Origin of the sequence: Burkholderia dolosa, assembly GCF_902499135.1 — a bacterium.
In the GTDB taxonomy this organism is placed as follows: domain Bacteria; phylum Pseudomonadota; class Gammaproteobacteria; order Burkholderiales; family Burkholderiaceae; genus Burkholderia; species Burkholderia dolosa.
This window is the reverse complement of record NZ_CABVPR010000025.1, coordinates 70,767-84,027: the sequence shown is the minus strand read 5'-3', so window position 1 is coordinate 84,027 and position 13,261 is coordinate 70,767. Positions and strand designations below refer to the sequence as shown.

Here is a 13,261-nt window from a genome sequence, read left to right as displayed (position 1 = left end):
CAAGGCATCGGCGCTTACGCAGATATGAAGCAGAAGGAAGCCCAACACGCGGCCGATGCGGCCAAGCTGGCGGGCGATACGACGGCGCAAGCTGCCTATCAAGCCGAAGCCGATTCGTGGGACGAAGGCGGAACGAACCGACTTTATCTGCACATAGCAGGAGGCGCGCTCATCGGTGGCTTGGGCGGCGGCGGAGTCGGGAGCGCGGCGCAGGGTGCGGCTGGAGCAGGACTGGCAGCGTTGCTGGCCGATCAGACGAAGCAGGCCGCAAATGCGGTGGCCAGTGCGACGGATTCGACCCTTGCCGGGAAGGTGTCAGGAAACTTGCTCATCGGTGCATTGGGCGGGCTGGTCGGTGGAACAGCGGGCGCAGCGACGGCTTCGAACGTGAACCTGTACAACCAGTGGAACCACACGGATACGGACACGCTTGAAGCGGCCAGTGGGCAAGGTACGTTCCGTAAGAAAACGACGGCGCTTGATCTTGTATTGCAGGGTATAGCCAACGGGCTGAATGCGATTAGTGGGTTTGGAGGCAGTAAGCCGCCTGCGGCAAGTCCGGGGCTGGTGTTGGCAGGAGAGGCAGGGGCGGCCGGGCAAGTTGCGAAGCCGGGTGTTGCAGGCTATGCGCCGGATAATGCTACGCTCGCGGACAGCGGCAGAGATAATCGCCTTCCAATTCCTGAGCAAGTTACGGCTGACAACGGCTTGGAGGTGAAATCGAATCCAAAGCATACTCCCGGATTGGATGGCAACCGGTCGAACGCTGGAACGGAGCCGCGTAACTCGCTTGATTTGTTTAATTCTTCTATACCGGGTGGGGATGGTGTTCGATATGCCATTGACTCAAAGGGCAACATCAATCGATTTTTCTCAGATGGCAACGGCGTTTACCATTGGTCAGGTGCTACAGGGGATTCCTCTTCGCCTTTAAATGTGTCAAAGATTCCAATTGACGTGAAGCGGACCCTCGGATTTAAAGGAAGATAAATGCTATCAGGAAACCCTCATACATTTGCAATTTGGTGCGACGCAGTTGAGTCGTGGTCAACGCCCGCATTCGCAAACGGATGCCTTGGCTATTTCATGGGGGGGAAGCTGGTTTGGTCCAGTAACTCAACATTGGGAGTCGATTTGAGCATGCTTTCGCGGTTGCACTGCATGAGAAATACCGTCGAGGATGCAGAACTTTTCCATATTTCACCGGAAGACGCTTACCGTGAGCTATGTAATCGCGCATTTCCGTCAATGGACTCTGGCGCGGAAAGCAATGATTTTACTCATCTCGTGTCGGCGGAAAGTCTTTCGGATGAGGGGTATTATATTTTTTTGGTCGAGTACGACGAGTCGGCGAAGTTGATCTACGGATTTAAGGAAAATTCAAGAGAGGCCGGTGAGGTTGTGTTGGTGCGCGGCGAATTTCAATCAGTGGTGCGCGATGTGCTAGCCAAGTCTCCTAAGGATTTCAATGCCGGGAGCCTTTAGGGAAATGCTGTCTTGGCGGACAAGTTTGGAAATCTGGTAAGTGCATTTCCGGCGGAAATTGAAATGAATTCGAGCAGGCAGGAAGGTGCGGGAGTGATGCGGAATCAGTTGATTGAGCGATCCACCAATCTAATTTCGAGCAATAATTCAGATGCATTGGGCGTAGCTCTGCGTGGATTTTTCCGGGTTTGAAACACGCATTTGTGATTAATTGGATACCGGATCAAGCTGAAGATATTTATTGGGTATTGGTTGGCCCGACGAGTATCGTGCAGGTTGAGAGTGTGAGGGGCGAGGATGCGAAGTTTTGTCCACCAAAATGCAAATGGTCGAAATTGTCGCATATCAGAATAGCGGCACTCACGGGAGGTGCGGGAGAAGCTAGCTATGGCGCTAGAGTTGATTAAGTCCTTGCCGTGATTTGGATGGTCAGGCGGTACGCGTAATCTAGAGAATCAAATTACATGAAGAAGAAAATCCGAGGGGGTAGCTTTGTCGCTGGTGCGCTGCTTATCGCATCGACCTGCACGATGGCGCAGTCGGTTCAGCCGCTTGGTAACGACCAACAGGCCCGTCAGCGGGAAGAAGCGCGCGAGCATGAACGAAGCGTTTCCGCGCCGGGAGTTCGTTCGAGTGTTGCCGCGAGCGGAGGATATCCAGCGCTTCCGTCCGAAACGCCATGCTTTCGCATCGACCGCTTCACGCTAGATGTTCCGGACTCGCTGCCTGCAGCAGTGAAATCACAGGGTGCGTCCACGCTGCCGCTCGATCGCTTCGCGTTCGCGCTTGAATGGCTTGAACACTACACCGGACAGTGCGTTGGTAAGCAAGGGCTTGATGTGCTTGTCAAAGCGCTGTCGCAGGATATTCTTTCGCGCGGGTATATCACGACGCGCGTACTGCTGCCCGAACAGGATTTGTCGACGGGCACATTGAGAGTCTCGCTGATTCCCGGCGTGATCCGACACGTGCGCTTCGCCGATGAAAAACTGCGTGGCACACGGAAAACCGCGTTTCCAACACGCGACGGCGAACTGTTGAACTTGCGCGACCTTGAGCAAGGTCTGGAGCAGATGAAGCGCGTACAGAGCCAAGACGTGTCGATGCAGATCGTTCCGGCCGATGTGCCGGGCGAGAGCGATGTCGTGCTTGATGTGAAGCGTGGCAAGCCTTGGACAGTCGTTGCATCGATCGACAACTCGGGCACGCGCGCGACCGGGAAACTGCAAGGCAACTTGTCGATCGGCATCGATAACCCGCTCGGCCTGAACGACATTTTCAACGTCGGCGCGAGCCAGGACCTCGAACTTGGCGACAAGCGCCTTGGTTCGCACGGCTGGAACGGTTTCTATTCGATCCCGTGGGGCTATTGGACCGCGACGTTATCGGCCTACACGAACACGTACTACCAGCAAATCGCTGGCGTGAATCAAACATTCGTTGCAAGCGGCAATTCAAAGACGATCGATTTCAAGCTTGCCCGAGTGCTTGCACGTAGTCAGAACGACGTGTTCGGCAGCTACGTCCGCCTGTCGCGCCGCTTCGGGCAGAGCTTCATCGAAGACACGGAAATTCCGCAGCAGCGCCGCAACAACACATTCCTCGAACTTGGCATGACTGATCGTCACTATTTCGGCGGCGCGCAGTTCGACGGCACGCTTGCCTATCGCCAGGGCATCGGCGCATTTGGCGCGCAAGACGACGTGCTGGCGATCGACGGCGGTCCGACTTACCGGTACAAAATGGCCGTCGTGGATGCGAACCTCTCGGTGCCTTTCGCAATCGCGAATCAGCCGTTCCGCTACGTCGGCTCGGTTCACGGCCAATACACCGGCAACTCGTTGTATTACATCGACGACTTGACGATCGGCAGCCGCTACACGGTGCGCGGCTTCGACGGCGAAACGATGTTGGCCGCAGCGCGCGGCTTTTACTGGCGCAACGAGCTGCAAATGCCGATCGGCCAGACAGGGCAGGCTGTCTATGCTGGATTGGACTACGGCCGCGTGTGGGGACCTCAGCCGGTCGCACTCGTCGGCACGCAGTTGGCCGGCGCGGTAATCGGCATCAAGGGAAGCATCGGCACGCGCTTTGCGGCGTACGGGTATGACCTGTTTGCCGGCGCGCCGGTGTACAAGCCGTCCGGGTTTCCAACGGCCCGTGTCACACTGGGCTTCCAGCTGACCGGCCAGTTTTAGTCGATGGCGGGAGTCGCTGCTCGATCTGCTGTTCGACAAGTAGCAAGGCAAGTTGGAAGCGCTCATGAGGACGTGAAATCTCGTCCTCCGCAATTGCGCATGGTCGAAATTGCCGCTTATCAGCGTAAGCGGAATTTGCGCGATGTTCGCGAGAAGTTGGCTAAGGCGCTTGAGTTGATTAAATCCTTGCCGTGATCTGGAGGGTTACGCACTGCGCGTAATCACGAGATTGAAAGGCACGAATAAGAAGATCCGACGAGGTAGCCTTGTCGCGGGATCGTTGCTGATCACGTCGATCTGCGCGAGGCCACGGTAAGCACAGCCGCTTGCACGATCGACAACCCGTCAGCAGGAAGAGGCTCGCGAGCGTGAACGAATCGTTTTCGCGCCTGCAGTTGCTTCAGGTGTCGCAGCGAGTGCACGCTATCCGGAGCTTCCGACCGAAACGCCATGCTTCCGCATCGATCGTTTCACGCTCGACATTCCAGACCCGTTGCCCGCAACAGTGAAATCGCAACGCGCATCAGCGTTGCCGATGGAGCGCTTCGCATGCGCACCCCGGAGTAGAACGCGATACGGATTGCGATTCCGGTTCCGCCCGCCGCATATATCACACCGTCGCGGTGCCTTCCCTCAACAGATCCTTTGACGGTCGCATTCACGATGACTCGCTGCAGTCCGACGCAACATGTTGACGTGCACGTTGCGACCGCTCGAGCGTAGCGGCTTGGTTCTCCGTCACGATTTCGAAGAGATACCTCCCGGAGTCGAATACTAGCTGCCCGACACGGGCATGGAACTGCTTGTTCGCATGGTTCCGCAGTCGACATGGATCGTCGAAAATGCGGACCGCTTCCGGGAAGCGAGGCAGAACTTCGACGGACAGCACCGCGACGAAAACGCATAGCTTGCCGGCACGCTCGACATGCTTAGGCTGTCGGACGCAAATTTGGCGCGGCGATCGACCTGCGGAAAGCCGAAGCCGCGCCGTTGCGGAAGATGTCTGCGCGCCTGCCGCTCAGAGCGGCCCGTTCACGGCGATGATCACGTCGTTGAAGAGCTGCGGCGAACTATTGGGAGCGCCGGCGCCGATGACCACCATCGAGAAGTCGACCGAGTCGTCGACGACATCGCGCAGCGTGAGCGCAGACGCCTGCGTGCCGGACGTCACGGTGATGCTTGCTTTGCCGGTGGACCCGGCCGTGAACACGTAGGTCCCCATGTTGCTGGTTTCGGGTCCGGTCGCTTGCCCGGTGAACGTGTGGGCAGGCGTCGCGCCGCCGTCCAGATACAGATTGACGGTCTGCAGCGAAGTGGAATTGACGAGTACGGTCACGCCGTACTTTTTCCCGGTCTCCAGCTGGATCGTCTCTTGAGTGTCGGAGTTGCCTGCAGCTGCGGTCGACATAGTCGTACCTCCTTGAATAAGTGAAGCCGCTCAGTGGCTAGCTACGGTCCAGTTGCAGAGCACGTAAGCGTCGTTGTAGCGGTCGTCCTTGTCGCTGCCGTTGTACGCCGCGATCACGGCGACGTACGTGGTTTGCGAGTGCGGAAGATCGACCTGACGGGAAATGAGCGGCAGTTCGCGCCCGTCGGCGATCACCTTCACTCGAACGATCCCGCCGGTTTTCGCGGTGAGAATCGTGGTGCCGCGGTTGTCGTCCGGGCTGCCGCTTCCCGTCGTCGTATAGCTCGGCTGCGTGTCCTGATCCAGGTAGACCTCTACCGTTTGCTCGACGGAAGAGTTGAACAACACGGTGACCGCGAAGCGCGTGCCCGCCGGCATACGAAGCGGATGCGGCTCCGGACCGGGCGACGGCGTCGGCGTCGATGACGGGGTCGACGTTGGAGTCGGCGTGGGCGTGGGCGTGGGCGTCGGCGTGGGCGTGGGCGTGGGCGACGGGCTGGGCGTAGGCGTCGGCGTCGGCGTCGGCGTCGGCGATGGGCTGGGCGTCGGCGTCGGGCTAGGCGTCGGGCCGGGCGTTGGATTGGCCAGGATCGACGACGGCTCGAATTGCCACCAGTAGCCGGGCTGATCGTTGTATTGAGACGTGAATCCGACTTCGGGCAGCGACGGGAACCAGAAAAGGTAGATCGGCTGCGTCCCGTCGAACGAGCTGAAAGTGGCATAGCACCCGTCGCCGTACTGCACCGGACTAACGGGCACGCCGGCCTGCTGAACCGTTCCGTTACCCAGGTCGACGATTGCCGACTGCGTGCGAACGTTGAAGACCGAACTTTCATTGCCGAGTCTCAGTGCGCACACGCCGCCTGGCACGACCATGCACGCCATCGACGCGCGCGGGCCCTGGCTGATTGCCGTCACGATGATGAACTCGTCGCCCGGTTCGATCGGATCGCCGAACATCTTCGTGTTTTGTCCGGCGGGCATCGCGCGGAACAGATACGACTCGGTGTCGTACAGCCCAGCAGCCGCGGGCCCGAGATAGTAGTAGTTGTTCTCGCCGGGTTGCTCGGGAACTGCAAGGAAGATGACCTGGCCGTTCGACGAACTCCTTAGTGCGAAGACGTCACCGTAGTTGACGCTGGTGCTCATTTTGAATCTCCTGGCTGACGCGCGTTGCGCGTTTGAGAAGCGTGGGGAAGAGGGAAATCCCGACTGCCCGCGCGCGCGGCTCGCCCGTCCGACAATTGCGCGCACGGTTGTTACCGCTGGATGACGTGGGAATTGCGTATGCGGCCTGCTGTTGCCGTTGGCTCTTCAGCAGGCCGCCATTGAGCGCTCTGTTCCGTAGCTGATACAGCGAAATCCCGCTACCGGGCGAGCGTCGTTCGTGGATGGAGCGATGAGTCTATTGTGCGGCGCTTGCATCCGCAGCAGCGGCAGCAACTGCCGGCGCGTCGCTTTTCTGCCCGAACAGAAACCGGTAAACGAAGCCTCCGATCACCCCGCCGGCGATCGGCACCACCCAGAACAGCCACAGCTGATGCAGCGCCCAGGTGCCCTGAAAGATGGCGACTGCCGTGCTGCGAGCCGGATTGACCGACGTGTTCGTGACGGGAATGCTGATCAGGTGAATCAGCGTCAGCGCGAGGCCGATCGCGATGGGCGCGAACCCTTTGGGCGCGCGTTCGTCGGTGGCGCCGTGAATCACGATGACGAAGAATGCCGTCAGCACGAACTCGGAGAGAATGGCTGCGGAAAGCCCGTATCCCGCCGGAGAGTGCTCGCCGAAGCCGTTTGCCGCGAATCCGGTATCGGTCGCGCTAAAGCCGGCCTTACCGCTCGCAATGCCGTACAGGACGGCCGCGGCCGCGATGCCGCCGATTACTTGCGCGACGATATACGGCACGACGTCTTTGCTGTTGAACCGGCCGCCGGCCCAGAGTCCCACGGTGACTGCAGGATTGAAGTGCGCGCCCGAGATGTGCCCGACTGCATAGGCCATCGTAAGAACCGTCAAACCGAATGCCAGCGCGACGCCGGCCATGCCGATGCCCGACTGCGGCGTCGGTGCGGCGGCAAGCACCGCGCTGCCGCAACCGCCGAGTACGAGCCAGAAGGTGCCGAATGCTTCCGCGGCCAGTCGATTGCTCATGTTTGCTCCTTCGAGATTTGAACCATCGGATCGACAATCAAGGAGGCCGCGCCCCTGTTGTATCGGCAACGCGGGATGAATCTCCAGGCGTCGATTCTGAGAGGCTCGTGCGGCGCGCAAAACTATAAGAACGCATAGGTGTTCGACGAGCTGCGCTCGATCGGAGTGCACCATTGCGGTGATTCCTGCGATCGGACACGCAGCAAGCCGAACGCGACAAGCTCGACGCGTGCGTTGCAACCCACGCCGGCCGCCGGTTCGTCGCCGATCGGTTTCGCGACGTCGTTCGGTCGATGGTGCAAGTCGGAAGCCGCTAGTCGCTAACCGCGTTGTCGATATCGATCGCCACGCGTCCGCCAGCGGAAGCACGCACGGCGCGTCGTTGCTCAGCGATACCACGCGCATGTTCGACAAGCGCGATTGAGGTCGGCCGATCATTTATTTAGTATTGCGGCGAGACACTTGATCGGAGGAGATATGACGGCGCAAAAAGAACTGGCACGTTGGGCTGCGATCCTGATTGCGTTACCGCTTGCCGGTTGCGTCGCGTGGGTGAGGCCGGGCACGCCGCCCGAAGTACGTGACAGGGATCTCGCGGCCTGCGAGGCGTCCGCATATAACCGCGTGCCGCCCGATGTCCGCACGGAAATGGTCAGTCCGGGCTATATCACTCCGCCCGAGACCTGGTGCAGGGAGCACCATCACCACGAGCACTGCCGGTACATGCCCGGCTACTACGTGCCGCCGGAATTCGCGAATGTCGACGTCAACGGCGATGCGCGCGATGCGCAAGTCGGCAACTGCATGACGAGACAGGGTTACGTGCAGCAAACGACGTTCTGACTCGCCGCCGGCTCCACAGCGAGGCAGGGCCGATTCTCATGTCGCCCGTCGCCCGTCGGCGCGATGAACGAAGCCGCAACGACGCCGCGCGGCCGCCTTCCCTGTAGATGTCTATAGGTGTGCGGCCGCGACGAAAGCCTATACCGTTCAGCCTGCATGCGTTGCATTGCGAAGGTATGGGAACAAGGCCGTTCCGGCCGATTCATCGCGTAGAGTTTCAGTGACCAGGAGCCAACTATGGCAAGGATTTCGGCCGAACAGGCCGGCGGTAAAAATCGCATCGCCTTCCTCGATATGATTGCCCATTCGGAAGGCACGGTGCATGATCCCGCGACGAAAGACGACGGCTACGACGTTCTGGTAACCGGCGTGAACGGTCCGCAGCGTTTCAGCAGCTATGCGGATCATCCGAACGTTCTCGTGACGATCAATCACAACGGTCTGAAATCGACCGCAGCGGGACGGTATCAGCTTCTGCACCGGTTCTGGCAACCGTACAAGACCATCCTCAAGCTGCCGGACTTCAGCCCGGTATCCCAGGATCTGGTCGCCTTGCAGCAAATTCGCGAACGCGGTGCGCTTCAATATATCGACGAGGGCATGTTCGACGAGGCCGTTCGCGCGTGCTCGAACATCTGGGCTTCGTTGCCGGGCAACGACTACGGACAACGGCAGAACAGCGTTGCCGTTCTGCTTACCGCGTATCAGGCGGCCGGCGGCACGGCGACCGCAACCGCGTGACACGAATCGCGTACCGACCGTAACGGGACGGTGACCGCAAGTTCAAAAGCCTGGCAATAGCCAGGCTTTTTTGTTTGATGCCGGCCCGGCGACTCGCGACCGCCAAATCGGCGTCCAACGTGGTGTTGCGCGCGCAAGCCATTCGATCCGACATGCTGTCCGCACTTTGCACGTGCGTGGTCGCGACCGGAGCCGCCGCGAGAAATGGCCGCTATCGCTTGCCCGGCGGCGGACGACCGCCTTCGTCGGTGTCGGCGTTCGGGCCGGCGGACCGCCGACGCTTGTCGGGCAAGCGTTCGATCATCTCGCCGGATAGTCAGCCCGCATCTGCGATTCCCGTTATGTGTCGACAGTGCGCCCACGATCCGTCCGGCACCATCGACCTGTTATGTCGACCGCCCAACGCCCGTCATTGCATGAACGTTCACGCGAAGAACCTATAAGAACGTCGAGCTTTTCCTGCCCGCGTGCACCGACGATCATGGCAATCGTAGGCGGGGCCTCGGAAGAATCGCGGCGCGGCGACATCGACGAAGGGGAACGGCATGGATGCTTCGGCATCGGATCTCGTAACGGCAGGCGACCGTCGGCTCGCGCCGTTGTGGGTTCGCTTCTTCATGAAATGTTTCGAGCGGGGCTGCACGCTCGGCGGCGGGCCGCGGGTCGCGACGATCCGGTGGGCCGTGAATTTCCATAAGGTCGTCACCCTCTTCGTCATATACGGGATGATGGTCGGCTATCACGAGTTCAGTACCGCCGCGTGGGTTTATCTCGCGCTGCACGGCATCTACGGCTATACGTGGCTCATCAAGGACATCGCGTATCCGAATCGCGCACTCGATATGCCGCTGACCGTCGGCGGCGTGATCTACCTTTACGTCGCGCTGATCGGCTGGTACTGGCTGATGCCGTGGCTGCTGATCGCCGGTCATGTGCGGCCCGACGGCTGGACGATCTTCGTCGCGATCGCGCTTCACACGTTAGGCGTCGTTCTGATGGCGACGGCCGACGTGCAGAAGAACCTGCTGATGCGCTACCGCGCCGGGCTCGTGACCGACGGTGTCTTTCGGTACACACGCAATCCGAACTACTTCGGCGAGATCATGATCTACAGCGCCTATTGCCTGCTGGCCGGTCACTGGCTCGCGTGGGCGATTCTCGCCTATGCGTCGGTCACGGTCTTCTTCCCTCGCATGCTCGCGAAGGATGCTTCCATCGCTCGATACCCCGGCTGGGCCGACTACAAGGCACGCACGGGATTGCTGATTCCCTGGGCCTTGCTCAATGGTCGCGCAATTGCGGATCTCGTCAAACGCGAGCCTGCGTGAACGATCGGCGACAACCCTTTCTTTCGTCTGGAGATCTGATGGAAACCACCGCTTGGAGTGATCGCTATCACGTAGGTACGCTAACGCTGGCCGCTGTGGGCGGAAGCTACGCCGCTCCGCTGCTGCAGCGCCTGAGAAGACTTTCGCCGGAACTGCCGCAGGTGCTGGTGGAGACAGCGTACGGCGATTTGATCAGCCGCCCCGCATTGTCGCTGCCGCAGCGTGAAGTCGCGACGGTCGCCACGCTGGCCGCGTGCGGCGACGTGCCGATCGCGCTGAAGTTCCACTGCGCGGGAATGTTGAATACGGGCTGGCAGCCCCGCGCGCTGATCGAGACCGTGCTGAGCGGGATCGCGAATCAGTCGGAGCGAGCCGCGACAAGTGCGATCGATATCGCATGCGAAGTACTGATCGAACGATATCCGGCGTCGAAGGGGCATTCGTCGCGCTCGGCTGCGGACGGTCTGCTGCCGGAAATGTTCGTCGGCGCGGCAAGCGATAGCGGTCACACTTTCGCTTGTGCGCAAGCCGCTCTCGCGAGCCATCTCGACAAGATCGCGGCCGGCGCGTTCGACGGTCCGGGGCTGCCGGAGAAGAGTCGGCAACTGGCGGCATTGGCGGTCGTGATAACGGCGCGGCGCGATCCGTCCGTGCTGCGCGATCAGATTCGGCAGTGCATGGAGGCCGCGTGGACGCGCGACGAACTTGCCGAACTGATCATGCATATGACCGCGTACATCGGCTGGCCGGTAATCCTGAACGTCGTCGCTCCGGCAGCGGAATCCTTCGAGAGATTCGCATCCGAGGCGGCCGATGGACGCGTCGCCGATCCGGTCGCGTGAAAGGCGGCTTCGTCGCGCGTGGCAACCGGCGCTCCGAATGGCCGGTTGACCGCGCTGCGGTCGACGTCGGCGCACAGTGAGTGCACGCAACGCAATGCATTGCGCTGCGTGTGCATCCGGCTCGTTGCCAGCGACGCCTGATGAAGACGGTGCGGTGAGCGCCGGCTGCAGTCGCGGTGCTCGGGCGGCTCTTTGATGGCGGCGTGCGTTAGAGGCGCACACCCGTCGCGCCTGGCGCCGCTTGCACCGATATGGGGCTGACGAAGCGGCTCGCCGGCGCTTGTCGAAGATCCGATAGCGGGCTGTAGCCGATGCTAGACCGTTGAAGCCGGCTTGACGTCTATAAGAATCGATAGGTTGTGTGACGGCGGGACGCAAACTATGGACGGTGGCGATGGCGATGGCGCTACCGCGGGTGCGCGTCCGATGCGCGATCGGACGAACTCGCGCGGCCGACATAGGCCGGCGCCGATGTCGTTCGCCGATGTGGGATCGGTGAATTGGATCGCGGTGCCGTTGCTTCGCCGGCGCCGTCGGCTGCGTTCGTCATGTCGATGAAGACTTCGGTCGACCGCGATCGGTCCGCTCCAGTCGCAGCGCGAGCGTCGGCAACGGAGTCGCCGGCACGCGTGACTCGTTGCGGTCGTCGCCGAGAGTCTGCGTACCGGCATTTTTCGCGATGACGGGACGGCGCATGGATCCGCGACGATCGGATGCCCGAGCGTTTTGCCGAAGCGGCAGCACGCACGGCGATCGATGAAGAGGCGACGATTCCGCTGCGGCCGCCCGAACGGCGGCCGCCGCGTTGCAGCGCTCAATCGTGCCGAATCGCAATCGTCTTGAGCGCGGTAAAGCCGAGCAGCGCTTCGAAGCCTTTCTCGCGACCATAGCCGCTGGCCTTCACGCCGCCGAACGGCAGCTCCACGCCGCCGCCGGCGCCGTAGTTGTTGATGAAGACCTGTCCGGCCTGCAGCTTGCGCGCGAGCCGCAACGCGCGTGCGCCGTCGCGGGTCCACACGCCGGCGACGAGGCCGTACCGCGTGCTGTTCGCGAGCGCGATCGCCGCGTCTTCGTCGTCGAACGGCATCGCTGCGAGCACGGGACCGAATACCTCTTCCTGCGCGAGTTCGCTGTCGGGCGGCACGTCGCGGAACAGCACCGCTTCCTGGTAGTAGCCCGAACCCGATGCGCCGGGCGCGATCGTGCCGCGGGCCGCCACGCGAATGCCGTCCGCCTGTGCGCGCTCGACGATGGCCCGAACCCGCGCATGCTGCGCGGCGTTGACGAGCGGCCCCATCTCCAGGTTCATCGACGGCGGCCCCGAGCGCAGACGCGCAAATTGCTGCGCAAGCCGATCGAGCACGCGCTCGTAGACGTTGCGCTGGACGAGCAGACGGCTGCCGGCCGAGCACGTCTGGCCCGCGTTCTGCACGATCGCGTTGACGATCGCGGGCAGCGCCTGTTCGAGGTCGGCATCGTCGAACAGCAGTTGCGGCGACTTGCCGCCCAGCTCGAGCACCGTCGGGCAGTGACGGTCGGCCGCCGCGCGCGCGACGAGCGCGCCCGTGCCGGTCGACCCGGTAAACGAGATGTGACCGATGCCGGGATTGGCCGACAGCGCCGCGCCCGCTTCGCTGCCCAGTCCGGTGACGACATTGACGGTGCCCGCCGGAAAGCCGACGTCCGCCGCGAGCTCGGCCAAGCGGAGAATCGACAGGCTCGCGTCCTCGGCCGGTTTGACGACGCACGCGTTGCCGGCCGCGAGCGACGCGCCGACCGACCGGCCGTAGATCTGCATCGGGTAATTCCACGGAATGATGTGGCCCGTCACGCCGATCGGTTCGCGCACCGTCAATACCGTGAACCCGGCGGTATACGGCAGCGTGTCGCCGTGCAGCTTGTCCACGCATCCGGCGTAGTACTGCAGGTAGCGCGCCAGCACCGCGGCATCGGTGCGCGCGGTATTCAGCGCCTTGCCGGTGTCGCGCGCCTCGAGCTGCGCGAGCTCGTCCGCATGCCGCGATACGGCCGCCGCGTACGCGAACAGCAGGTTGCTGCGCTCGACCGGCGACAGCTTCGCCCATGGGCCGTTCAGCGTGTCGCCCATCGCGCGCCGTGCCGCCGAAACGGCGTGCTGCACGTCGTGCGCGTCGCCGCGCGCGATCGTCGCGAACGGTTCGCCGGTGCTCGGATCGACGACGTCGATTCGAGCGCCGGTATTCGGCGCGACGCGGGCGTTGTCGATGTAGTGATCGAATTGCATG

11 protein-coding genes and 2 pseudogenes are annotated in these 13,261 nt (G+C 61.7%); 9 read left to right on the top strand and 4 right to left on the bottom strand.

Features of this window, described 5'->3' with window-relative positions; all coding sequences use genetic code 11:
• The 5 genes and pseudogenes from BUB20358_RS13705 to BUB20358_RS28780 all read left to right on the top strand — a co-directional run.
• A partial coding sequence (locus BUB20358_RS13705; RefSeq protein ID WP_437340532.1) for a hypothetical protein occupies nucleotides 1-990 on the top strand: 990 nt, incomplete at its 5' end.
• Entirely contained in the window at nucleotides 991-1,485 is a 495-nt protein-coding gene (locus BUB20358_RS13700) for an immunity 42 family protein (protein ID WP_035973792.1), read from the top strand.
• A gap of 530 nt (nucleotides 1,486-2,015) precedes the next feature.
• Nucleotides 2,016-3,683, top strand: a complete 1,668-nt coding sequence (locus BUB20358_RS13695; RefSeq protein ID WP_223473332.1) for a ShlB/FhaC/HecB family hemolysin secretion/activation protein — start codon at nucleotides 2,016-2,018, stop codon at nucleotides 3,681-3,683.
• A 343-nt stretch (nucleotides 3,684-4,026) separates the two neighbouring features.
• A pseudogene (locus tag BUB20358_RS28365) lies at nucleotides 4,027-4,239 on the top strand (ShlB/FhaC/HecB family hemolysin secretion/activation protein); the annotation flags it as partial.
• Nucleotides 4,240-4,368: 129 nt separating this feature from the next.
• Nucleotides 4,369-4,461 (top strand): annotated as a pseudogene (locus BUB20358_RS28780) (winged helix-turn-helix transcriptional regulator); the annotation flags it as partial.
• A gap of 240 nt (nucleotides 4,462-4,701) precedes the next feature.
• On the opposite strand, the gene BUB20358_RS13685 reads toward BUB20358_RS28780, so the two are convergent.
• The 3 genes from BUB20358_RS13685 to aqpZ all read right to left on the bottom strand — a co-directional run bounded on the left by BUB20358_RS13685 (nucleotide 4,702) and on the right by aqpZ (nucleotide 7,243).
• Nucleotides 4,702-5,091, bottom strand: coding sequence for a fucose-binding lectin II (locus BUB20358_RS13685; RefSeq protein ID WP_035973794.1), 390 nt, complete (start codon nucleotides 5,089-5,091; stop codon nucleotides 4,702-4,704).
• A gap of 30 nt (nucleotides 5,092-5,121) precedes the next feature.
• Nucleotides 5,122-6,240 (bottom strand): fucose-binding lectin II, encoded by a 1,119-nt coding sequence (locus tag BUB20358_RS13680; protein ID WP_035973796.1) that lies wholly within the window; start codon nucleotides 6,238-6,240, stop codon nucleotides 5,122-5,124.
• Nucleotides 6,241-6,496: 256 nt separating this feature from the next.
• Nucleotides 6,497-7,243 (bottom strand): aquaporin Z, encoded by a 747-nt coding sequence (gene aqpZ, locus BUB20358_RS13675; protein WP_035973798.1) that lies wholly within the window; start codon nucleotides 7,241-7,243, stop codon nucleotides 6,497-6,499.
• 477 nt (nucleotides 7,244-7,720) lie between these two features.
• Between aqpZ and BUB20358_RS13670 the strand changes: the two genes are divergently transcribed.
• The 4 genes from BUB20358_RS13670 to BUB20358_RS13655 all read left to right on the top strand — a co-directional run bounded on the left by BUB20358_RS13670 (nucleotide 7,721) and on the right by BUB20358_RS13655 (nucleotide 10,997).
• The gene (locus tag BUB20358_RS13670) at nucleotides 7,721-8,086 is read left to right on the top strand and encodes a hypothetical protein (RefSeq protein WP_123806725.1); all 366 of its coding nucleotides are present in this window, start codon (nucleotides 7,721-7,723) and stop codon (nucleotides 8,084-8,086) included.
• Nucleotides 8,087-8,323: 237 nt separating this feature from the next.
• Nucleotides 8,324-8,827: a glycoside hydrolase family 24 protein gene (locus BUB20358_RS13665; RefSeq protein ID WP_035973802.1), complete on the top strand. Its 504-nt coding sequence runs from the start codon at nucleotides 8,324-8,326 to the stop codon at nucleotides 8,825-8,827.
• Nucleotides 8,828-9,510: 683 nt separating this feature from the next.
• Nucleotides 9,511-10,155 carry a DUF1295 domain-containing protein gene (locus tag BUB20358_RS13660; RefSeq protein ID WP_199901236.1) on the top strand — a complete coding sequence of 215 codons (645 nt, stop codon included), beginning with the start codon at nucleotides 9,511-9,513 and terminating at the stop codon, nucleotides 10,153-10,155.
• 38 nt (nucleotides 10,156-10,193) lie between these two features.
• Nucleotides 10,194-10,997 (top strand): carboxymuconolactone decarboxylase family protein, encoded by an 804-nt coding sequence (locus BUB20358_RS13655; RefSeq protein ID WP_081293649.1) that lies wholly within the window; start codon nucleotides 10,194-10,196, stop codon nucleotides 10,995-10,997.
• Between the two features lie 814 nt (nucleotides 10,998-11,811).
• Here BUB20358_RS13655 and BUB20358_RS13650 read toward each other — a convergent pair.
• On the bottom strand, nucleotides 11,812-13,260 hold the full coding sequence (locus BUB20358_RS13650; RefSeq protein ID WP_006765622.1) for an aldehyde dehydrogenase family protein: 1,449 nt from the start codon (nucleotides 13,258-13,260) through the stop codon (nucleotides 11,812-11,814).
• Nucleotide 13,261 lies beyond the last annotated feature (1 nt).